The sequence below is a fragment of the Alcanivorax sp. DP30 genome (assembly GCF_009882945.1).
GTDB lineage: Bacteria > Pseudomonadota > Gammaproteobacteria > Pseudomonadales > Alcanivoracaceae > Alcanivorax.
The window spans coordinates 117,240-138,652 of sequence record NZ_WTUY01000024.1 but is presented as its reverse complement, the minus strand read 5'-3'; the positions used below and the strand labels follow the sequence as shown (position 1 = coordinate 138,652).

Below are 21,413 nucleotides of genomic sequence, written 5' to 3'. Positions count from 1 at the left end.
GCCTTATCGCCCTCAGCACCGCTATTGGCGCGATATAACATCCCGTCAGCAAGTCACGAGTTTCGAATTGCGAAAGCCTTTACCGGTATCGCCTTTCGAAACTCGTCACTCGCAACTCGAAACGTGTAACTCAGCCATTTGGTCGCCCTGCATAACCTGCTGCAAGGAAGCATTAACCGATAACGCAATTGCAACCCATTCTCATTTGCAATAAGATCCGCAGGGTCGTCGCTCAACCCAATATTTTTCTCTTCCAGCAAGCCAGATGCCAGCCATTGAGACGGTATGAGCGGGGGATCGTCACATTTGCCGTGACGAAAAACACCGTATTTTTCAATGGGAACTGACATGACTTACATCACTCGCCGCAAACGGCCTGTAGCACAGACAGCACTTTGCCAGGGTGTAGGCCTGGGCACCGCACTGCTCGCCGGCCTCATCACCACCAATGCCAGCGCCGCGGACGATACTACCGATACCGCCGCGAACAACACTCTGGCCCCAATCTCGGTCAGTGCGGGTGCCGCCACAGGCGAGTACAAGAACGAGGACATGTCATCCACCAAGTTCGCCAAACCGGTCTCCGAAACACCGCAGACCATTCAGGTGATCAACAAGGAAATCATCAAGGATCAGGGCGCCACCACCCTCACCGAAGCGCTGCAGAACAGCCCCGGTGTCGGCACTTTCTATGCCGGTGAAAACGGCAACAGCACCACCGGTGATGCCGTGTACATGCGCGGCTTCGACACCGCCAGCTCCATCTATGTGGACGGTGTACGCGACCTGGGCTCCATCTCCCGCGACACCTTCAACATTGAGCAGATCGAAGTCATCAAGGGCCCGGCCGGTACCGATTATGGCCGCACCGCTCCCAGCGGCTCCATCAATCTGTCCAGCAAGAAAGCCTTCATGGGCAACCAGAATGCCGCCTCCATCAGCGGCGGCACCGACGGTCAGAAGCGCGTCACCCTGGACCTGAACCGCAAGCTCACCGACAACGTGGCAGGTCGCCTGAACCTGACGGGGCAGGACAGCGATGTGGCCGGTCGTGATGAGGTGAACAACTCCCGCTGGGGAATTGCGCCTTCTCTGACCGTTAACCTGAATGACAAGTCACGCATCTACTTTAACTACCTGCACGTGACTCAGGACAATGTGCCCGATGGCGGCGTCTCCACCATCGGCCTGCCCGGCTACACCAGCCCGGATCCGGCGCGCCCCGAGATTGGCCAGGCACCAATGGTGAAAAGCACCAACTTCTACGGTCTCGATGACGACCATGATGATGTGGAGCTGGATATGGCCACCGTCATCGTGGAAGTGGATCTCACCGACAATACCAGTCTGCACAACATCACCCGCTGGGGTCAGACCCGTCAGGACTACATGCTCAGCGCCATCATGGCCTCCAGCAGCTATTTCAATACGCCGGACATCAACGACCCGAGCAGCTGGTCCATCCGCCGCTTGATCAACCTGAAGGACCAGACCAACTCCATCATGGCCAACCAGACCGGCCTGGTGACCTTCTGGGATCGCGGCAGCATGTCGCACACCTTCTCCTACGGGGTGGAGTTCACCCGCGAAAAACTGGAGACCCGCGGTTTGACCACCGAAGGCAACTACCCCGGCACCGTGAACCTGTATAACCCGGTATCCAACGGTTCCGATTTCGATATCGTGCGCACCGGCGCCTCCAGCGAGGGCAACACCGACACCGTGTCCGCCTACCTGTTTGATGTGATGGAGTTCGGTGAACACTGGCAGATCAACACCGGCGTGCGCCTGGATCGTTACTACACCGACTACAGCAGCACCGCAGCCTGTACCGGTGGCCGTCGCGACCCGGATGCCTGTACCGGACAGGCCCTGGGCACAGTAGTCCCTAACGTGGATGCCTCTGCCAGTGACAACCTGGTCAACTGGAAGCTGGGTGCCATGTACAAGTTCACCCCCAACTTCAATGTCTATGCCGACTATGCCGTGTCCGCACAGCCTCCGGGCGGCAACAACCTGACGCTGAGCAACAGGGAGAACAGTGCCGACAATCCCAACTTTGATCCGCAGGAAGCAGTCACCGAAGAGGTGGGCAGCAAGTGGAATCTGGCCAACAACAAACTGCTGTTGAGCGCCGCGCTGTACCGCACCACCGTGACCAACCTGGTGGAAGAAGATCCCACCGACGGCAACTACTACCAGACCGGCGAGAAAGTGGTTCAGGGTGTCGAGCTGTCAGCTGTCGGTAACATCACCAGCAACTGGAACGTGAGCGCAGGCTTCACCACCATGAAAGCCACCATCACCGATGGCGACGCCGATGCTGCCGATGAAAGCAACGACCTGACCTACACCCCGGACCGTGCCTTCACCTCCTGGACCACCTACCGTCTGCCGTTCAACCTGACCATCGGCGGTGGCGCCCGCTATACCGGCGGCCTCAAGCGCGGTTCCGACGGCGCCGTGGGCACCCCGGATCACACCGACAGCTACTGGGTGTTCGATGCCATGGCCAGCTACCCGCTGGGCAAGAATGCCGATCTACAGCTGAACGTGTACAACCTGTTTGACGAGGACTATGTGGCGTCCATCAACAAGAGTGGCTACCGCTACAACCCGGGCGTACCCCTGTCTGCCTTGATGACCCTCAACGTGAAATTCTGAAGCCAACCCACGACAACGCCCGGCAAACACCGGGCGTTGTCCTTACAAAGGGCCAGCCATGCTATTGCACATTCCCGGCGTCCTCTCCCAGCAAGAGACCGCCCACTTCCGCCAGACACTGGAGCAATCCACCGACTGGGTCGACGGAAGAGAAACCGTGGGCGCCCAGGGCGCTCAGGTAAAACAGAACCAGCAGCTCGCCGAATCGTCTGCCTTGAGAGAACAACTCGGTCAGCGCATTCAACAGGCCCTGCTGGCCAACCCACTGTTTTTTGCTGCGGCCCTGCCGCTGCGCATCCTTCCACCACGCTTCAATCGCTACCAGGGCGGCGAAACCTACGGCATGCATATCGATGGCGCCGTCATGCGCATGGACAGCAACCAGCATCTTCGCTCGGACCTGTCCTGTACCCTGTTCTTCAACGACCCGGACCGCTACGAAGGCGGCGAACTGGTGGTGGCCGATACCTACGGCGAGCACGAAGTAAAACTGCCTGCAGGAGATCTGATTCTGTACCCCTCCTCCAGTCTGCATGAAGTCCGCCCGGTGACACGCGGTGCACGGCTGGCATCGTTCTTCTGGGTGCAAAGCATGGTGCGCAACGATGCCAACCGCCGCACCCTGTTCGAAATGGATACCGCCATCACCTCACTGACCCAGAGCGGTGCCGACCGCGAGGCGGTTCTCAAACTCACCGGCGTCTACCATAATCTGCTGCGCCAGTGGGCAGAGACCTGATCCCGCTGACACCACAACGCGGGATTCAACATGATGAGTTTTCACGACTGGCTGTTGCTGGCCAGCGTTTGCGCCCTGGGCGCCATGACACCGGGCATCAGCCTGGCAGTCATTACACGACACACCCTGCACGGCGGCCATAACGCCGGCGCGCTGGCAGGGATCACCCATGCCATTGGCATCGGCCTGTGGGCGGCAGCTACCGTCACCGGACTGGCCGTGCTGTTTCATCGCTATCCCGTAATGGAACAGGTGCTGTCATTGGGCGGCGCTATGTTTCTGCTCTGGATGGCATGGAAAAGCTGGCAGGCGGGCAAACAGCCCTTATCCACCCCAGAACCCGGCGACAACGCCAATGTACTGCACGGTGCCGCTCTGGATGGTTTCATGGTGGCCTTCCTCAACCCCAAGGTGGCGCTGTTCTTTCTTGCCCTGTTCAGCCAGTTTCTCGATGCCGGCATGGGCCAGACCGCCCGCGTCCAGATGGTGCTCACCTCCATGTTTATCGACGGTGGCTGGTATGTACTGGTGGCATTGCTACTCGGTCGCAGCCGCTTTCTGCCCTGGCTGCGCGCCCGCCACCACTGGGTAGAGAGAGGGACTGCCGTGCTGCTGGTGGTCATTGCCGTCAGCGTGGTGATTCAGGCACTGATTCCGGAAACGACCGCCCCGGCCTTGACCTGGGGGTAGCCCCCGGGTTGATAATCAGGATCATGAAACAACGTTGGCGCAAATCCGCTTCGGCCATGACGGCCCTGCTGCTCACCAGTATCCTGCTGGTGACAGGCACCGTTGCGGCCGCACAAAGCAGCGCCATGGCGGCCAATAGCGCCCCTACCTCCGGCCCCATGACCCATTGTCACCATCACTCGCCTGAGAAGGCGGGCATGATGGACATGACAATGGAAATGGACAGCGCCGCGTCACAGCAGCAGGTGCATTGCCCTGATCAGCAACCCTGCCAGTGTCTGACGCTCTGCCAGCTTGGCAGCAGCATTCTGCCCACCGTGCTTTCTGATCAGGAACCACCCCGGCAGCACTACATTGCCGGCCAGGTGGTGGACGTCTCTCCCGGCATCCACCGACTTCCCCTGCGCCCACCGTCCCTGACTGTTTGAAACCGTTCCCTTTCAAACAATCAGGAGATAACCATGAACACCCGACATCCGTTTTCCCTGCCGCGGCGACGCTTCGTGCAGGGCCTGGCCCTTGGTGCGGCCGGCCTTGGCATGGGACTGAGCCCGCGCCAGCTGCTGGCCACCCAGGGCCATACCGGTGCCCCGATTCTTGAGGGTGACACCTTTCACCTGACCCTGGGCGGCGCCGACGTGAACATCACCGGCAAGAGCCGCCCGGCCACCACCATCAATGGCGGCATCCCCGGCCCGACACTGCGCTGGCGCGAGGGCGACACCGCCACCCTCAAGGTGACCAACCTGTTGCCGGAAACCAGTTCCATCCACTGGCACGGCCTGCTGCTGCCCTTCCAGATGGATGGGGTACCCGGCCTGTCCTTCGATGGCATCCAGCCCGGCGAAACTTTCACCTACCAGTTCCCGCTCGTACAAAGTGGCACCTACTGGTATCACAGCCATTCCGGCTTTCAGGAACAGACCGGGATCTACGGCGCCATCATCATCGATCCCAAAACCCCGGACCCCGAACCGTTCGATCGCGAACAGGTGGTGATGCTGTCTGACTGGAGCGATGAAGACCCGCAACATATCTATGCCACGCTCAAGAAACTCAGTCACTACTACAATTTCAACGAGCGTACCGTGTTCGACACCCTGCGCGATTTCCGCGAAAAGGGGGTAATGAAAACGCTCAAGGATCGCCACATGTGGAACCGCATGCGCATGAGCGATCGTGACCTGGCGGACGTGACCGGCTACACCTACACCTACCTGATGAATGGCCAGAGCCCCAACGGCAACTGGACTTGCCAGTTCAATCCCGGCGAACGCATCAAGCTGCGCTTGATTAACGCCAGCGCCATGACCTTCTTCGATATCCGCATCCCCGGCCTCGACATGAAGGTGGTGGCCATGGATGGCCAGCCGGTAAAACCGGTGGACTTCCATGAGGTGCGATTGGGGGTGGCAGAAACCCTGGATGTGATCGTGGCACCGAAGAACGATCGTGCCTACACCCTGTTCGCCCAGAGCATCGACCGCTCCGGCTTTGCCCGCGGCACCCTGACCCCTGACCCCGCCATGACGGCGGCGGTGCCGGAGATGGATGAGCCGCCGCTGCTCGGCCACACCGAAATGGGCATGGGCGCAATGGCCGGCATGGATCACAGCATGATGAACCACGGCGGCATGGATATGAGTGGCATGGATCATTCAACCATGAACCATGACATGCCGAACATGGAACACGGCAACAATGCCGTGCCCTTCGCGGTGGACCCGGCCAACCCGGACCTGTCTCCACGCGATAGCGCCACCGAACATCTGGCCAGCGAACACAGTCCCGAGGTCGACATGCGCGCCATGGCGCCCGGCGAGATGCTCGCCGACCCCGGCATCGGCTTGCGCGATCGCAAATGGAAAGTGCTGACCTATGCGGACATGGAGACACTGGGCGGCCCGCCGGACAGCCTGCATCCGGACCGGGAAATCGTGTTGCACCTCACCGGCAACATGAGCCGCTACATGTGGAGCTTCAATGGCACTCCCTTTGCGGACGCCACACCGCTGGAGCTGTATCACCACGAGCGGGTGCGCATCACCCTGGTCAACGACACCATGATGACCCACCCCATCCATCTGCATGGCCTGTGGAGCGATCTGGAACTGGGCAACGGCAAGCTGCTGCGCAAGCACACCATCACCGTGAAACCTGGGGAAAAACTCAGCTACCTGGTCCGCGCCGATGCACTGGGCCGCTGGGCGTATCACTGCCACCTGCTGTACCACATGGCCGCCGGCATGTTCCGCGAAGTGCGCGTGGTGAAAAACAAGGGCGACATGGATGCCATGCCGATGATGAACCATCACCAGCATGGGGAGGGCGCGTAATGAAAAAGCTGACGTTATGCCTTGGCCTGACGCTGACCCAGATCATGGCCAGCACCCAGCTCATGGCCATGGGCGAGGACCAACCCCGCTTCAGCAAGGTGCTGTTCGACCAACTGGAAGTACGCGATACCGATGAAGGGCGAGTGCTCGGCTGGGAAATGGACGCCTGGTACGGCGGCGACATCAACAAACTTTACTTCGCCAGCGAAGGCGAGCGCCTGATGGCCCCGGAAGAGGACGACGAAGACCCGGCCACCGAAGGGGCGGAGACCCGTCTTGCCTGGAGCCATGCCTTCGCCCCCTACTGGGACTGGCAACTGGGCGTACGCCGTGACTGGCAACCGGACGATCCCAACCGGGACTGGGCCAGCCTCGGTGTTCAGGGTGTCGCGCCCTACTGGTTCGAGGTCAACGCCAACCTGTTTGTCGGTGAAGACGGTCTCACCAACCTGCGACTGGAAGCCGAGTACGAGCTGATGCTCACCCAGAAGCTGGCGCTGGTGCCCAGTGTGGAAGCCAACATTTACGGCAAGGACGATGACGAGCTTGGCATCGGCGATGGCCTCACAGATATCGAGGCGGGCCTGCGCCTGCGCTATGAAATCCGCCGCGAGCTTGCCCCCTACATTGGCATCAACTGGGAAAAACAGTACGGCGACACCGCCGACCTGACCCGCGCCAGTGGCGGCAAGACCGAAGAGGGCATGTTCGTCGCCGGCGTTCGGCTCTGGTTCTGAGCATCGGCAGGTGCCCTCCTGAAGCAGGCGGCACATTGTGGGAGCGGTCGTTTGCTATGCCCTCCGGGTGCGACCGCGATTGTCCACTGGCAATTCGCGGTGGAACCACCGCTCCCACCAACCTCTTCTCGCGTTTCAAAGCAGGCTGAATCACAGCATCTGAACAAGGACACAAGAATGAAAACCGTACTCGCTACCCTGATTGCCATGGCGATCCTGGCAACTGCAACCGCTGCCATCGTGATCTTTAGCGGCAGCTACAACTTTGCCGCGGACGATCCGCACTGGACGCTCACCGAGCAAGTGATTACCACTGCACGTCACCGCTCTATCGATCGTCGCGCCAACGAAATCACCATCCCTGATGACCTGGATGACCCACAGCGCATTCAACGTGGCGCCGAGCACTATCAGCCCATGTGCGCTGGCTGCCATCTGGCTCCCGGCATGAAAAATACAGAACTACGCGCCGGGCTTTATCCGCAACCGCCCGCACTGGCGGAGCATGGCATCCATGATCCAGCCGGCGCGTTCTGGACAATCAAGCACGGCATCAAGATGAGCGCCATGCCCGCCTGGGGCGGCAGTCATGACGATGAATCACTGTGGGATATGGTGGCATTGCTAAAAGCCATGCCGAAAATGACGGAGGAAGAATGGAAAACGCTGACGGGCAGCAAAGGAGAAAAGGCCGAACCCGGCGGTCATGATCATCACGGTCATAGCCACTAGGCCCTGATCTCACTGAAAGGCTGTTCGGCGGGCACGCACCCACAGAGAGGCGCGATCGCCATTTCGGAGTAGTGAAGCCATTCAAGTGGGAACGGAGCGCAGCGGAGTAACGCACACAGTGCAGCCCAAAGGGTGAGCGTAGCGAATAACCTGGCTTGCATGGCGTATGGCTGGCCGGTTTCTTCGATACCCCGACTTTCGATCTGAGAGCACCTGATCGCCCTCTAATCGAGGCTCTGGAATCCTTACCTCGCTCAGGCTCGGATCGCGGTCGAACGACCGCTCCTACAACAGGCTCAGGCTTTCTGGTTGCGCCGAACTCAACGATCTGGGAGGCTTTTCCGTTCTTCGGAAAAACCCGGGAACCTTTTGGGTTTTTCCTATCCAATCGAGCGTAGCTCGTAGCTCGTAGCTCGTAGCTCGTAGCTCGTAGCTCGTAGCTCGTAGCTCGTAGCGCGGTGGCGCGGTGGCGGAAAGGTTTAGCCGGAACAGCTGTCGTATTCGTTGTTTTCCAGGGTACGCAGTTCCTGGTTGCCCTGAATCTGGATGTCCAGATCCTGCAGCACGCCATCACCGATACCGTAGATCCAGCCGTGAACGGTCAGCTCCTGGTCACGACGCCAGGCTTCCTGAACCACGGTGGTGTTGGAGACGTTGATCACCTGACGGGCCACGTTCAGCTCACACATCTTGTCCAGACGCGCCTGGTCATCCGGCAGCCCGGCCAGATTCTTGCGATTGCGCAGGTACAGCTCGCGCACCTGGCGCAGCCAGTTATCGATCAGGCCAAGAGGCACATCTTCCATGGAGGCCTTCACACCACCACAGCCGTAGTGTCCCACCACCATGATATGCTTTACCTTGAGCACATCCACCGCGAACTGGAGCACGGAGAGCAGGTTCAGATCGGTATGGTTCACCAGGTTGGCCACATTACGGTGAACGAACAGCTCGCCGGGCATAAGGCCCACCACCTCATTCGCCGGCACGCGGGAATCCGCACAACCGATCCAAAGAAATTCCGGGCTTTGCTGCTTGCCCAGCGCCTCGAAGAAGCCTGGATGCTGCTTCTCAATTTCGACACGCCACTTTTGGTTGTTGGAAAACAGTTCAGGCAGGGTTTTCATGGTTTCTCGCTTTTTTACCCAATCATGCTACCGGCAACAGGCCTAGCCACCCGTCATATTCATGAATCGTACCAGTTGCTCACCCGGGGCCAGACTGAAGTCATGACGTTCCGGTTTGATCGCCATGGCGCCGATAATGGCGTCGCGCAGAGGAGCATCATCATCCGGGTGAGCGCGAAGCACGGCGCGCAGATCCACACTGTGCTCATGGCCCAGGCACAGAAGCATACGCCCCTCCGCGGTGACCCGCACCCGATTACACAATTCGCAAAAGTTTTGCGAATGGGGGGAAATAAAGCCGATGCGGGAATCGCTCCCCGGCACCTGCCAGTAACGTGACGGACCGCCGGTCTTCTCCGCCAGCGGCACAAGCGTCAGCCGATCGGAGAGCTGTTCGCGCAGGGCCTGGGAGGACACGAACTCCAGCCCCCGGTCGTGCTCGCTGATTTCTCCCAGGGGCATCTCCTCAATGAAGGAGATATCCAGGCCCCTCTCCAGCGCGAAATCCACCAGTGCCGGCACCTCGTCCTGGTTACGGCCACGCAGGATCACACTATTCAATTTGATGCGCTTGAAACCGGCCTCTCGGGCGGCCTCGATCCCCGCCAGCACCTGATTCAGGTCCCCGGTACGGGTGAGCTGGCGAAAGCGATCCGGGTCCAGGGAATCCAGGCTGATATTGATCCGGTCCAGCCCGCCAGCCTGCAACTCACCAGCAAACCGGTCCAGCCGGGCCCCGTTGGTGGTCATATTCAGTTCACGCAGCCCCGGGATTGCACCGATATCGCGCACCAGTTGCGCCACATCCCTGCGCACCAGCGGCTCGCCACCGGTCAGGCGAATGCGCTGAACCCCCAGCTCCACCAGCACCCGGGCCAGGCGCCCCATCTCTTCCAGGCTCAGCACCTGAGACCGCGGCACAAAGGTCATCTCCTCCGCCATGCAGTACACACAGCGGAAATCACAGCGATCGGTGACCGACAACCGTACGTAATCGATGGTGCGCCCGAAGCGATCCTGAAGCACCTTCGGGGGAGCCTGTTCAGCACTATTCATGGCCCCACTGTAGCAAACCCCGGGCCACACCTGCAGGACAGAACTGACCACGTTTGTCGGTTCCCCCTGTCCCCGGTTGGTCAGGCTGGCCACGCTATTGTTAGAATGTGCGTCTTTCGGGTGTGCCGTCCCCTGAATGACCAGCACATCCCAAATTCATCCACCCCAAAAGGGTTTCCATGCAAATCTCTGAAAATGCCGTAGTGTCCATCCACTACACCCTGACCAACAATGCCGGCCAGACTATCGACTCTTCCATTGAGCGTGGCGAACCCCTGGCTTACCTTCACGGTGCCGGCAACATTATTCCGGGCCTGGAAAACGCGTTGATCGGCAAGCAGGCTGGCGACAAGCTGGATGTGACCGTCACTCCGGAAGAAGGCTATGGCGAACGTCACGAGCAGCTGATTCAGCAGGTGCCGAAGACCGCCTTTGAAGGCAACGAAGACAACCTGCAGCCGGGCATGCAGTTTCAGGCCCAGACCGAAGCGGGTCCGCGCGTCTTCACCATCACCGCAGTAGAGGGTGACGAAGTGACCGTAGACGGCAACCATCCGCTGGCCGGTGAGACCCTGAACTTCGCTGTGGAAATCACCGAAGTGCGTGAAGCCTCCGACGAAGAAAAAGAGCACGGCCACGTACACGGTCCGGGCGGTCACGATCACTGATCGCTGATAATCCTGCTCCATAAAAAAGGCTCCCAATCGGGAGCCTTTTTATGGAGCAGGGTTCAGGATACAAGACGCCGGAAGCACGACGCCTAACCCCCGCTCCGCTTTCCTCTCCTGTGATTGATGCGAAGCATGTCTTGCTGGCGCGGGATCACCGATCGGGATTCTTGCACAACGGCTGCGGCAACTAGACTTGAAGCCGGGCCAACAGCAACTCCATGTTCATGCTGGCGGTGAGCATATCCGCCAAACGGTCCAGCTCCTGATTGCGATGCTGGTGGTAATCCACCGCATCAACCGATCTCAGGCCTGCCCAAGCCAAAATGTCCGCTGCAGCGCAGGCGTGATCGAACAGACCGTGGAGGTAACAACCCATCACCTGGCCATCGTTACTGATGGCGCCATCCCTGTTGCCTTCCAGTTCCAGCATGGGTTGCTGCACCGCAGGACCTTGCGTCACACCATTATGAATTTCATAACCGTGAATCGCGGTACCCGTTGGCAGATAGCGACCCTGCACGTTGCGCAACTGCTTGCCCGCTACCAGCCGGGTGGTCATGGCCAACCAGCCCAGTCCATCGCTGCTGCCCGCATCGCTTTCCAGCCCCTCCGGGTCATCAATGCGCTCCCCGAGCATCTGGAAACCACCGCAGATTCCCAGCAACTTACCGCCGTAGCGCAGATGCCTTTCGATCTGCTTGTCCCATTCCTGCTCACGCAGGAATGACAGATCGGCGCGGGTGGCCTTGCTGCCGGGGAGAATCACCAGATCCGCCTGCGGCCAACGCTCTCCCATTCTGACGAAGTGCAGATCCACCTGCGGATGCAAACGTAGCGGATCAAAATCATTGTGGTTACTCATGCGCGGCAACAGTGGCACCACCACCTTCAACGCCGCACCGTCATGCTCACCTTGTTCATCCACCGCATCTTCTGCATCCAGGGTCAGACCATGCAAATAAGGCAGCACGCCAAACACCGGTTTGTGGGTTCGATCCTCCAGCCAGTCCAGGCCACCTTGCAGCAGGGAAAGATCACCACGAAAACGGTTGATGACAAAACCCAGGGTGCGTTGCTGTTCTGATACAGACAGCAAGTCCAGTGTGCCGGTGAGGTGGGCAAAGACACCGCCACGATCAATATCGGCAACCAGAATGACCGGGCAATCCACCATCTCGGCAAAACCCATGTTGGCGATATCGTTCTCGCGCAAATTGATTTCTGCCGGACTACCGGCACCTTCGACCACGATCACATCGTAACGGGACGACAAATCCTGCCAGGCAGACAACACCGCTTGCCGCGCTGTCTCTTTGTAGGCGTGGTAATCCAGCGCCTGCATATTGCCCAGCACCTTGCCACGAATAATGACCTGCGCGCCCATGTCCGTTTGCGGCTTGAGCAGCACCGGGTTCATGTCACTGTGTGGCTCAATCCCGCAGGCCAATGCCTGCAATGCCGTGGATCGCCCAATCTCACCGCCATCTACCGTCACCGCACTGTTCAATGCCATGTTCTGTGGCTTGAACGGCGCCACCGAATACCCGCGCTGTGCAAACCACCGACACAGCCCCGCCACCACCGTGCTCTTCCCCGCATCGGAGGTGCAGCCCTGAACCATCAACACAGGCATTAGAGGCACCCCGAGTTGAAAGTTAAAAGTTCAAAGTTGAAACGCGATCCGACGCCTCCCGTAATTGCTGCGACGAGGCCGCGCCCAGACAGCAAACCGCGATCGCTGCCCCGAATAAAGGAAGCACTTTGCGCATTTTTTATTTTTAAACTTTCAACTTGTAACTTTGAACTTCTCGTCACAACTTCACGCCCATCCATTTCGGGGTTTCGCTATTAACTATTCACTGTTAACTATTAACTAAAGCTCGACGCCCTTCTGCGCCTTCACCCCCTGATCCTGAAACGCATGCTTTACCACTTTCATTTCCGTCACGGTATCGGCCAGTTCGATCAGTTCTTTCGGTGCATAACGGCCCGTCACCACCGCATGCTGCATGGCAGGGCGGTTCTGCAGATCATCCAGCACCCGATCCAGATCAATGTACTCGTAGCGCAGGGCGATGTTCAGTTCGTCCAGCAAAATCAGATCGTAGCTGTCGTCCTGCAGCATTTTTGCAGCGATATCCCAGGCCGCGTTAGCTGCGGCCACATCCCGTTGGCGATCCTGGGTATCCCAGGTATAGCCTTCGCCCATGACGTGATAATCCACGTTGGGCAGGTCCCGAAAGAAGGCTTCCTCGCCGGTGCTGAAAGCGCCCTTGATGAACTGCACCACGCCCACCTTCATGCCGTGGCCCAAAGCTCGGGCTACCATGCCAAAACCTGAACTGCTCTTGCCTTTTCCCGGTCCGGTCAACACCAGCAGGATGCCCTGATCCTTGTCGGCGTTGGCAATGCGCTCGCGCATGATTTGCTGTTTCTTTTCCATTCGCCAGGCATGACGTTCCTGGCTCTTCGGATCGGGCTTCATTGATCACTCCATCTCAAACTCGAAAAGACTTCATTCAGGGACAAAAACCGGCACATCATCCACATAGGCAACGGTGAGTTTCTGGTTGTAAAGACGCTCAAGGGCTTCCGGTTGAAGCATGACGCTCGACGGTCCGAAACACAGCTCACCCTCCGGATACACCATTAAAATATGATCACACCAGCGCGCCGCCAGATTCAGATCATGCAGGCACATAAAAACCCCTGCGCCCTGCGCGGCCTGTTGCTGCAGCAACTTCAACACGGCCACCTGGTGATGCAGATCAAGATGGTTGGTGGGCTCATCCGCCAACCAGATAGCCGGTTGCTGAACCAGAGCCGTCGCAATCGCAACGCGCTGTCTCTCCCCGCCGGACAAGGTTTGCAATAACCGGTCTTTCAACAACGTCAAAGACAATGCGTGCATGGCCTCCTCGGCAAGACGCACATCGTCACTGCCCTCCCGCTGCCAAAACGACAGGTAGGGATGACGCCCGATCAGCACGGACTCAAACACGGTGGCAGGAAAGCTTTCAGGGCGCTCCTGGAACACGATGCCCAACTTGCGGGCAATCTCTCTGGGGCGAAGGCGATGGAGTGGCACGTCATCCAGCAACACGCGACCGCTTCGTGGTGTCTTCAGACCAGCCAGGGTCAGTAGCAGGGACGTTTTCCCGGCCCCGTTGGGGCCAAGCACCCCCCAACGCTGCCCCGGAAGAATCTTCGCCGAGAACGGCGCGCCATCGGCACGACCGGGAATATCGACAATCAGTTCCTGCGCTTCCAGTATCGACATCAACGACTCCGGTAAAGCAGGTACAGGAAGGTAGGTACACCAAGCAACGCAGTGATGACGCCTACGGGCAACTGTACGGGCGCCATCATGGAGCGAGCCAGGGTGTCGGCAAGCGTTAGAAAGGCACCACCCGCCAGGGCGCTGGCCGGCAGTATCAAACGCTGATCGTTGCCAAGAGCCAAGCGCAGCATGTGCGGCACAATCAGCCCGACAAAACCAACACTGCCTGCCGTGGTCACCGCCACACCGGTCAACAGACTCGCCAGCCCGTACACACCCCAGGAAAGCGGGCGGACCGACACCCCCAGCGCCGCAGCCTGCATCGGCCCACGTGCAAGCACATTCAGGCTACGCGCTATCGGCAGCATCAAGAGCAACGCGGGCACCAGTACCAGCCAGGCGATCTCGGGAGAGCGTGCATAACTCAGGTCGCCCATTAACCAATAGAGCATGCCGGGCAAACGCTCAGCAGGGCTCATGGCAAGAATAAAAGTAATCACCGCGCCCCAACCTGCAGCAATCACCACCCCGGTCAGCAGCAGACGGGTGGTGGTCCAGCTACCACGGCCATGGGATAACCCGAACACCAACACGGTGGAGACCATGGCGCCAACAAAAGCCGACCCCGACACCAACGCCATACCGGCCCCCAACAGCATGGCCAGCAATGCGCCCACGGCGGCACCACCGGAAATGCCCAGCACATAGGGGTCGGCTAATGGATTACGCAACAGCACCTGCATCAGTGCACCTGCCATGGCAAGAAGAGCGCCGGTGGCAAACGCTGACAAGGCACGCGGGGCACGCAGTGATAACACCAATTCCTGATGCAGCTCGCTCCCGCCACCGGTCAACACAAGCCACAGCTCAGGCGGGGAAATGGCGACACTGCCAATGGCCAGTGACACCGCCATGGCAAGGGCACCAAACAGTGCCAGCATCGCCAACGGCAAGGTCGCTCTAACGGCGGGCACGGGCGCTCTCCAAATGACGGCACAGGGATCGGGTACCGAGCAACAACCTGGGAGTTGGCCGCTGCAAGGTAGAAGGCGCAATAAAAAAGAGGTTGTCTCTTTTAACTGCCTGCAAAGACGAGAAGGTTTTCCAGCGTGTCAGCCAGCTGCTATCCGCTTCCCCCATCCCTCCGGCAACAATCACTTCGGGGTTTTTCCCCAGCACTGATTCAGCACTGATACGTGGTGCAAGTGCAGGCAGGTCAGCAAAGATATTCACTCCACCGCAGGCTTGTATGGCTTCGCTGATCAGATGCTTTCCATTCACGGTCATCAGCGGATCATCCCAAATCTGATAAAACACCGTCACCGGTGCAGCACTGGCATGACGCTCGCGCAGGGCCGCAATGCCACTTCGCAAAGCATCCGCCGCACCTTGGCCGACTTTTTCCGTGCCCGCCAGTGTCGCCAGACGCTCCAGAGTAGAACTGATATCGGCAAATCGCCGCGGTTCGCTGAAATACACCGGCACCTTCATGGCCGCCAGCTGCTCCGTCTGCGTCTGCGGATTGCCGCTTTGCCAGGCGATGATCAGATCTGGCTCGAGAGCAAGAATCGCCTCCATATCGAGTCGGTTGTAACTTCCCACGTGTGGGAGCTGCCTGGCGGCCGGGGGGTAGTCACTGAAACTGACAGCAGCCACCATTTTTTCACCCGCACCCGCCGCAAACACCAGCTCAGTGGCACCCGGAGACAGGGCAATGATTCGCTCCGCGGGCTGCCCAAGACATACCTGGCGCTCTAGATCGTCAGCCACGCAGCGGTCCGCATGCGCCCAGGAAACTGCGAAAAAGAAGGAAGCAAAAAACAGAAAAAGGCGACATAAAGCCGGTAATTTTTTGGATTTTCGGCGCATTTGAAGACTTCCCCAACATTCACGGCCTGGCCTTTGTGTGGCCGCCAGAGATTGACTTTTCGCCCGCGGGCTCTAGGATTGCCGCCATCGAATTTTATCCGTGGCAGGTGTCGCCGCTCCCGGTTTCAGGAGCGGAGATTAAACGGGAAGACTGGTGAAAAGCCAGCGCTGCCCCCGCAACGGTAATCGGTGAAGGAGTGAACAGGCCAGCGGCCAGCCACTGCGCAAGCGGGAAGGCGTTCACTCCGGACGATGCTTTTTTTCGTCCAGCCGAGAGCCCGGAGACCGGCCTGCCACCGGCTATCAACGCGACTGCGGTGGGCGGAAGCGTGGGGTACTCCAATCTTTTCCCCTTTGGTAGCTAGCACATCGCTCGACCTCTCTGGAGGCCGGGCCTTTTTGCATGCATGCGTATCAGAGGCGTCATGACACGGCCAACGTACACACTGGTTTCCCTGTGCCTGCTCGGTAGCCCGCTATCGTGCCTCGCCGATGTGTCCGGCGACAACGTGCTGGCGCCTGTGGTTGTGACAGACAAACCCCTCAATCGTGCCGCAGAATTGACCCCCTACGAGGAAACCAGCGTGGTTCGGGTGATTGAACGGGAACAGTTCGAGAATACCACCACCACCCTGGCCGATACCCTGAGCACCCAGACCGGCGTTCAGGTTCGGGAAAGTGGCGGACTCGGCAGCTATTCCACGGTCTCCATTCGCGGCTCTACGAGCAAACAGGTACAAGTTTATCTGGACGGCATGCTGCTCAACGACCCGATCTACGGTGGTGTCGATCTGAGTTTTTACACCCTCCACGATATTGCCGAGATTCAGGTCTATCCTGGCAACGCCCCCGCCCGTTACGCCCAGGCAGGGGTGGGCGGCATCGTTGCAATGGAATCACTCGGCCAGGACAGCGTGGACGAGACACGCATCAGTCTGGGCACAGGATCGTTCGGCACACAGCGTTACGGTCTGTTCAACAGCGGCAGCCAGGATCGGTTCCATTACTGGGTTTCCCTGAATCGGCAACAGGCCGACAACGACTTCAGCTACCCCAACGAGCCGCAGTGGTTTAATCCGCAGGACGGCGAAGAAAGCACCCGTCGCAATGCGGATGTCACCCAGAATGACGGCAGCATGAAGCTGGGCTATCAGTTCACCCCATCCCGTAATCTGAACGCCCTGCTGCAATGGTCAGACAAGGACAAGGGCATCCCCAGCATTCAGAACTGGGCCAACAACCGCGCCCGACTGAACACCGAACAACGACGCGCCCAGCTCCATTACCAGGACAGCAGCTGGCTGAACGGCAACCTGCACAGCAGTCACCGTCTGCTGGTGGGCGACAGCGAAGAAACCTATCAGGACCTCAATGGCCGGGTCGGCACCGGTACCTACGACCTGCTCACCCAGGTCGATCAGATTGCTTTCAACAACAGCGCCACCTGGCACCAGGGCAACCATCAACTCAGTGCAGCCCTGGACATCGCCTGGTACGACATGGACCAGCGCGATCAGCTGCAACAGGAACCGGACACCCAACGCCAGCGCCGTTTTATTGCCTCTTCCCTGAGCCACGAATGGCACAGCGAAGCCGACCGCCTGCGTACCCAGGTTGCCGTTCGACAGTTCAACGTCAGCGATGAAAGCGAAAGCATTGATGGTAATAACCAGCGCATCGCCACCGACCGCAATGAACGTTATCGCGCCTGGCAACTGGGCAGCCGCTGGGCAGCCACCGACTTCCTGTGGCTCTACGCCAACCTGGCCCGTCAGGTGCGCATCCCCACCCTGCTGGAACAGTATGGCCAGCAGGGTCTGTTTATCGGTAACCCGGAACTGCAAGCGGAAGAGTCCCTGAACGGCGACATCAGCGCGCGATTACTGGTGAGCCGAGGTCATCTTGAAGTCACCGGCTTCCTGCGACGCCTGGACCCGGCCATCACCGCAATCTATGACGCCCGCGGCGTGGGTCGCTACATCAATGTGGAAGCAGAAATAGAAGGAATTGAGCTGGAAGCGCAGTACGACCTGATGGACAACTGGACCCTCACCGCCAATGCCACTTTCCAGGATTCGGAAAACCTCTCCGAGCAGATAGCCGATCAGCAAACCAAACGCTTACCGGGAATCTATCACCGCATCGGCACCCTCAACAGCCAATGGCGCCTGGCACCGTTTACCCTCGACCTGACCTGGCACTACGCCGACGAGCTTTATTACGACTCACCCAATCTGCTCAAGGCCGACCCACGCAACACCGTGGATGCCGCTCTTGGCTGGCAACACGCCTGGAACCATCGCAGCAAAACGGAATTACGGCTGGAAGTGCAGAACCTCACGGACGAGCTGTATCAGGATTTCAATCGCTTCCCCAGCACGGGGCGCGGCTTTTTCATCAATCTCCAACACACACTGTGATCGTTAATGCGAGGAACCCCCATGACCTTTGACGCGCTTCGCCGCAACCCCCTGCGCCCCCTTGTTCTTGCCAGCCTGTCTCTGGCTCTCGCTGCCTGCGGTGGAGACTCCGACGATCCAGCACCGGCACAAGTGTCCGCCCGCGAAGGCATTGTGGTAGTGGCGACGGCCGCCTCGGATTACAGCTCCGGCGCCGTTGAACTGGTGAGTGTGGCGGACAAGACCAGCTCCGGCAGCTATCACCCCACCATTTCGGATATCGGAGTTTCCACCGACGGCACCGATTACTACCTGTATGAGCGCTTCCAAACCGACCGGGTCAACAAAGTGAATTTGAACAACCCCGCTGTTTTCGAGTGGACCTACTCCACTGTCGACGCCGGGGATGCCAATTCCAGCAACCCCTATACCCTGGTGTTCGCCCAGCCGGACAAGGCGTATCTGATTCGCTACGACAGTGACAAGGCCTGGATCGTTAACCCCTCCGCCAGCAATGAGGCGGACTTCAAGATCGGCGAGCTGGATCTTTCCGCCTACCTGCCGGCAGATACCCAGGGCGCGCCGAACATGTCTGACGCCACCATCGTCAACGGCAAGCTGTTCATCACACTGCAGCGCCTGGACAGCGCATGGCAACCCAGCAACACCGCCTACCTGGCCGTTTTCGACACCACCACCGATATGGAAATCGATACCGGCATGGATAGCGGCAGCCTGAAAGGGATTCCCCTGATCGGCAAGAACCCTATGGGCCTGACCTGGCATGATCAACTGGGTCTGCTGGTACAGCACCAGGGCGTCTATACCCCGGAATATAGCGGCGGCATCGATGTGGTTGATGTGGACACCTACGCCGTGGAGCAACGCGTGGATGACACCGCCAGCACCGGCCTGATCAGCAGCATCGTCATTGTTGATGAGAGCAAAGGCTATTACCTGGGCTACGCCGGCTGGCAGAACATCACCCTGCGTGCCTTCAATCCCACCACCGGCGTCGTGGCCGATGGCGCCATCTCCGGACTGGCAAGCATGGACCTTCGCGCTGCGGGTCTGGGGCCACAGGGCAATCTTTGGGTGGCCGATGCTACCAGCAGCAAGCCCGGCCTGCGCGTCATCAACACCAATACAGATAGCCAATCCGGTTTTGTCAGCACCAGCCTGCTCCCCATCGGACTGGCGTTTGCCGAGCGTTAACCCAAACAATCCGGGAGGCGATCCACGCCTCCCTTTACCCCGCATGCCGGTTCGCCATCTTGGCCAACTTGACACCTCTGGCGTGCCCGCCGAGGATTTGCGGCTTTCCTTCTCCGCCCACAAGGGATTTCATTGTGACTAGCCCTCTTCCCTGGCAACAGCCCATCGCCACACCCAGCGACGCGCACAAAAAATCTGCGCAAGTCCGTCAGGGGCAACTGACGAAACCTGCCGGCTCGCTGGGCCAGCTTGAGCAGATCGCCATCACCATGGCCAGTTTACAACGCAACCACCAACCCTCTGCCGAGCGAATCAATATTGCGGTGTTCGCCGCCGATCACGGCGTATGTGCCGAAGGAATTTCCCTGTTTCCCCAAGCGGTCACCGGGCAGATGATTGCCAACTTTGTCTCCGGTGGCGCCGCCATCAGCGTGATGGCCCGCGCGCTCAATGCGCAGCTGGAGGTGATCAACCTGGGCACCGTCAGTCCGCCACCGCTCACCGACGGTGTTATTGATGAGATAATCGCACCCGGTACCGCCAACCTCGCTGCACAAGCAGCCATGAGCGACGCCCAACTACAACGGGCACTGCTCGCCGGCGACAGGGCTGCCCAACGCGCCGCCGATAACGGCTGCCAACTTTTTATTGCGGGAGACATGGGCATTGGCAACACCACCAGTGCCAGCGCGCTGGCCTGTGCTTTGCTAGGAGCTTCAGCCCATGAGCTGGCAGGCCCCGGCACGGGGCTGGACCAGGACGGCGTACGTCACAAGATAACGGTCATTGAACGGGCGCTGTCCCGCCACGGTGTTTCGCAGGAACCGCTGGGCTGCCTGGCATCGCTGGGCGGCTTTGAAATTGCTGCCATCGCCGGGGCCTTTATCGGCTGCGCGGTGCGAGGCATTCCCGTTCTGGTGGATGGCTTTATTGTTTCTGTTGCCGCCCTGAGTGCCCTGCGCCTGCGCCCGCAACTGGCAGACTGGCTATTGTTCGCCCACCGCTCAAAAGAACCCGGCCATCAGCGCGTATTGCAGGCCATGAACGCCGACCCATTGCTGGATCTGGGCATGCGTCTTGGCGAAGGCAGCGGCGCCGCCGTTGCCGTCCCCCTGATCCGCAGCGCCTGCGCCCTGCATAATCATATGGCCACCTTCGCCGATGCCGGCGTCAGCAACGCAGACGAGTAAGCCCATGACCACTACCACTTTCGATCTGATCCGCCATGGGGAACCCGCCGGCGGCCACATGTACCGCGGCCACAAGGATGATCCACTCAGCGAACTGGGCTGGCAGCAAATGCGCAACGCCATCGCCGCGGGCGAAACCTGGGACCACATCCTCTCTTCACCGCTGCTGCGATGCCGGGAATTTGCCACTGAACTGTCAGAAAAAATCGACGCACCACTCAGCGTGGCAGAAGGCTTCAAGGAAATCTGTTTCGGCGACTGGGAAGGAAAAACCCGGGAGCAGGTGGAACAGGAGTATGGCGACCATCAGGCCAATTTCTGGCGCGATGCAGAAAACCATGCGCCACCCAATGCGGAAACCATTCAGGATTTTCACCAGCGCATCGGGCAATCATGGCAGCAATGGAGTGACGAGCTGGCGGGAAAGAAAGTGCTTCTGGTATGCCACGGTGGCGTCATTCGCATGGTACTCGGCCATGTGCTGGGCCTGACACCGAGTAACGCCATGGCTGGTTTTCAGATTCCGTTTGCCTGTCGTTCACAGATTCGCCTGGATCAAACCGAATTCGGCACCCTGAGTTGTCTGGTGAAGCACGGCTAGCCAATTTTTGTAGGAGCGTCGCTGGCGGCGCGATTCCAGGCGAGGATAAAACGCATTTTCATCACAGCGAATTGAGGCACAGAGAAAACGCTTTTTGCGATCTCAGC

General features: G+C 59.3%; 19 protein-coding genes and 1 riboswitch. Of the genes, 12 read left to right on the top strand and 7 right to left on the bottom strand.

Translation table 11 applies throughout. From position 1 onward, the window contains the following. Window positions 1-348 precede the first annotated feature (348 nt). The 7 genes from GQF00_RS16475 to GQF00_RS16445 all read left to right on the top strand — a co-directional run bounded on the left by GQF00_RS16475 (window position 349) and on the right by GQF00_RS16445 (window position 7,898). The gene (locus tag GQF00_RS16475; protein WP_161320476.1) at window positions 349-2,664 is read left to right on the top strand and encodes a catecholate siderophore receptor Fiu; all 2,316 of its coding nucleotides are present in this window, start codon (window positions 349-351) and stop codon (window positions 2,662-2,664) included. Between the two features lie 58 nt (window positions 2,665-2,722). Continuing rightward, on the top strand, window positions 2,723-3,403 hold the full coding sequence (locus GQF00_RS16470; protein WP_161320465.1) for a Fe2+-dependent dioxygenase: 681 nt from the start codon (window positions 2,723-2,725) through the stop codon (window positions 3,401-3,403). Between the two features lie 30 nt (window positions 3,404-3,433). After that, window positions 3,434-4,093 carry a LysE family translocator gene (locus GQF00_RS16465; protein WP_161320463.1) on the top strand — a complete coding sequence of 220 codons (660 nt, stop codon included), beginning with the start codon at window positions 3,434-3,436 and terminating at the stop codon, window positions 4,091-4,093. A gap of 23 nt (window positions 4,094-4,116) precedes the next feature. Next, window positions 4,117-4,521, top strand: a complete 405-nt coding sequence (locus tag GQF00_RS16460; protein WP_161320461.1) for a hypothetical protein — start codon at window positions 4,117-4,119, stop codon at window positions 4,519-4,521. Window positions 4,522-4,554: 33 nt separating this feature from the next. Then, entirely contained in the window at window positions 4,555-6,429 is a 1,875-nt protein-coding gene (locus GQF00_RS16455) for a copper resistance system multicopper oxidase (RefSeq protein ID WP_161320459.1), read from the top strand. Next, entirely contained in the window at window positions 6,429-7,166 is a 738-nt protein-coding gene (locus GQF00_RS16450; protein WP_161320457.1) for a copper resistance protein B, read from the top strand. The genes GQF00_RS16455 and GQF00_RS16450 overlap by 1 nt, the downstream gene beginning before the upstream one ends. A gap of 177 nt (window positions 7,167-7,343) precedes the next feature. Further along, window positions 7,344-7,898 carry a cytochrome c gene (locus GQF00_RS16445; protein WP_161320455.1) on the top strand — a complete coding sequence of 185 codons (555 nt, stop codon included), beginning with the start codon at window positions 7,344-7,346 and terminating at the stop codon, window positions 7,896-7,898. Window positions 7,899-8,377: 479 nt separating this feature from the next. Here GQF00_RS16445 and can read toward each other — a convergent pair whose 3' ends face one another. Next, window positions 8,378-9,025: a carbonate dehydratase gene (can, locus tag GQF00_RS16440; protein ID WP_161320453.1), complete on the bottom strand. Its 648-nt coding sequence runs from the start codon at window positions 9,023-9,025 to the stop codon at window positions 8,378-8,380. Between the two features lie 42 nt (window positions 9,026-9,067). Further along, window positions 9,068-10,081: a GTP 3',8-cyclase MoaA gene (gene moaA / locus GQF00_RS16435; protein WP_161320451.1), complete on the bottom strand. Its 1,014-nt coding sequence runs from the start codon at window positions 10,079-10,081 to the stop codon at window positions 9,068-9,070. A 179-nt stretch (window positions 10,082-10,260) separates the two neighbouring features. On the opposite strand from moaA, the gene GQF00_RS16430 reads away from it, so the two are divergent. After that, window positions 10,261-10,749: a peptidylprolyl isomerase gene (locus GQF00_RS16430; RefSeq protein ID WP_161320449.1), complete on the top strand. Its 489-nt coding sequence runs from the start codon at window positions 10,261-10,263 to the stop codon at window positions 10,747-10,749. Between the two features lie 190 nt (window positions 10,750-10,939). Here GQF00_RS16430 and GQF00_RS16425 read toward each other — a convergent pair whose 3' ends face one another. From GQF00_RS16425 to GQF00_RS16405, 5 genes are all read right to left on the bottom strand, one after another. Next, window positions 10,940-12,385 carry a cobyric acid synthase gene (locus tag GQF00_RS16425; RefSeq protein WP_161320447.1) on the bottom strand — a complete coding sequence of 482 codons (1,446 nt, stop codon included), beginning with the start codon at window positions 12,383-12,385 and terminating at the stop codon, window positions 10,940-10,942. A 240-nt stretch (window positions 12,386-12,625) separates the two neighbouring features. Next, the gene (cobO, locus tag GQF00_RS16420) at window positions 12,626-13,237 is read right to left on the bottom strand and encodes a cob(I)yrinic acid a,c-diamide adenosyltransferase (protein ID WP_161320445.1); all 612 of its coding nucleotides are present in this window, start codon (window positions 13,235-13,237) and stop codon (window positions 12,626-12,628) included. Window positions 13,238-13,267: 30 nt separating this feature from the next. Further along, the gene (locus tag GQF00_RS16415; protein WP_161320442.1) at window positions 13,268-14,032 is read right to left on the bottom strand and encodes an ABC transporter ATP-binding protein; all 765 of its coding nucleotides are present in this window, start codon (window positions 14,030-14,032) and stop codon (window positions 13,268-13,270) included. Further along, a complete protein-coding gene (locus GQF00_RS16410; protein WP_161320532.1) occupies window positions 14,032-14,973 on the bottom strand; it encodes an iron ABC transporter permease in 942 nt (313 codons plus the stop codon). Before GQF00_RS16410 ends, GQF00_RS16415 begins: the two co-directional genes overlap by 1 nt. Before the next feature lie 19 nt (window positions 14,974-14,992). Beyond that, window positions 14,993-15,802 carry a cobalamin-binding protein gene (locus GQF00_RS16405; RefSeq protein ID WP_370519521.1) on the bottom strand — a complete coding sequence of 270 codons (810 nt, stop codon included), beginning with the start codon at window positions 15,800-15,802 and terminating at the stop codon, window positions 14,993-14,995. 187 nt (window positions 15,803-15,989) lie between these two features. After that, window positions 15,990-16,210, top strand: a riboswitch (cobalamin riboswitch). A gap of 116 nt (window positions 16,211-16,326) precedes the next feature. Between GQF00_RS16405 and GQF00_RS16400 the strand changes: the two genes are divergently transcribed. The 4 genes from GQF00_RS16400 (at window position 16,327) to GQF00_RS16385 (ending at window position 21,306) form a co-directional block, all read left to right on the top strand. Continuing rightward, complete coding sequence (locus GQF00_RS16400; RefSeq protein ID WP_161320439.1) at window positions 16,327-18,321, top strand: TonB-dependent receptor; 1,995 nt, start codon at window positions 16,327-16,329, stop codon at window positions 18,319-18,321. A gap of 21 nt (window positions 18,322-18,342) precedes the next feature. Then, window positions 18,343-19,515 (top strand): hypothetical protein, encoded by a 1,173-nt coding sequence (locus GQF00_RS16395; RefSeq protein WP_161320436.1) that lies wholly within the window; start codon window positions 18,343-18,345, stop codon window positions 19,513-19,515. Between the two features lie 134 nt (window positions 19,516-19,649). Next, a complete protein-coding gene (cobT, locus tag GQF00_RS16390) occupies window positions 19,650-20,705 on the top strand; it encodes a nicotinate-nucleotide--dimethylbenzimidazole phosphoribosyltransferase (protein ID WP_161320434.1) in 1,056 nt (351 codons plus the stop codon). 4 nt (window positions 20,706-20,709) lie between these two features. Beyond that, the gene (locus GQF00_RS16385) at window positions 20,710-21,306 is read left to right on the top strand and encodes a histidine phosphatase family protein (RefSeq protein WP_161320433.1); all 597 of its coding nucleotides are present in this window, start codon (window positions 20,710-20,712) and stop codon (window positions 21,304-21,306) included. Window positions 21,307-21,413 lie beyond the last annotated feature (107 nt).

Coding starts and splice junctions, on each gene's coding strand:
- GQF00_RS16450 (WP_161320457.1), top strand. CDS start 6,429: ATGAAAAAGCTGACGTTATGCCTTGGCCTGACGCTGACCCAGATCATG.
- GQF00_RS16475 (WP_161320476.1), top strand. CDS start 349: ATGACTTACATCACTCGCCGCAAACGGCCTGTAGCACAGACAGCACTT.
- cobO (WP_161320445.1), bottom strand. CDS start 13,237: ATGAAGCCCGATCCGAAGAGCCAGGAACGTCATGCCTGGCGAATGGAA.
- GQF00_RS16455 (WP_161320459.1), top strand. CDS start 4,555: ATGAACACCCGACATCCGTTTTCCCTGCCGCGGCGACGCTTCGTGCAG.
- GQF00_RS16385 (WP_161320433.1), top strand. CDS start 20,710: ATGACCACTACCACTTTCGATCTGATCCGCCATGGGGAACCCGCCGGC.
- GQF00_RS16400 (WP_161320439.1), top strand. CDS start 16,327: ATGACACGGCCAACGTACACACTGGTTTCCCTGTGCCTGCTCGGTAGC.
- GQF00_RS16430 (WP_161320449.1), top strand. CDS start 10,261: ATGCAAATCTCTGAAAATGCCGTAGTGTCCATCCACTACACCCTGACC.
- GQF00_RS16445 (WP_161320455.1), top strand. CDS start 7,344: ATGAAAACCGTACTCGCTACCCTGATTGCCATGGCGATCCTGGCAACT.
- GQF00_RS16410 (WP_161320532.1), bottom strand. CDS start 14,973: ATGCTGGCACTGTTTGGTGCCCTTGCCATGGCGGTGTCACTGGCCATT.
- GQF00_RS16460 (WP_161320461.1), top strand. CDS start 4,117: ATGAAACAACGTTGGCGCAAATCCGCTTCGGCCATGACGGCCCTGCTG.
- moaA (WP_161320451.1), bottom strand. CDS start 10,081: ATGAATAGTGCTGAACAGGCTCCCCCGAAGGTGCTTCAGGATCGCTTC.
- can (WP_161320453.1), bottom strand. CDS start 9,025: ATGAAAACCCTGCCTGAACTGTTTTCCAACAACCAAAAGTGGCGTGTC.
- GQF00_RS16425 (WP_161320447.1), bottom strand. CDS start 12,385: ATGCCTGTGTTGATGGTTCAGGGCTGCACCTCCGATGCGGGGAAGAGC.
- GQF00_RS16465 (WP_161320463.1), top strand. CDS start 3,434: ATGATGAGTTTTCACGACTGGCTGTTGCTGGCCAGCGTTTGCGCCCTG.
- GQF00_RS16415 (WP_161320442.1), bottom strand. CDS start 14,032: ATGTCGATACTGGAAGCGCAGGAACTGATTGTCGATATTCCCGGTCGT.
- GQF00_RS16470 (WP_161320465.1), top strand. CDS start 2,723: ATGCTATTGCACATTCCCGGCGTCCTCTCCCAGCAAGAGACCGCCCAC.
- GQF00_RS16395 (WP_161320436.1), top strand. CDS start 18,343: ATGACCTTTGACGCGCTTCGCCGCAACCCCCTGCGCCCCCTTGTTCTT.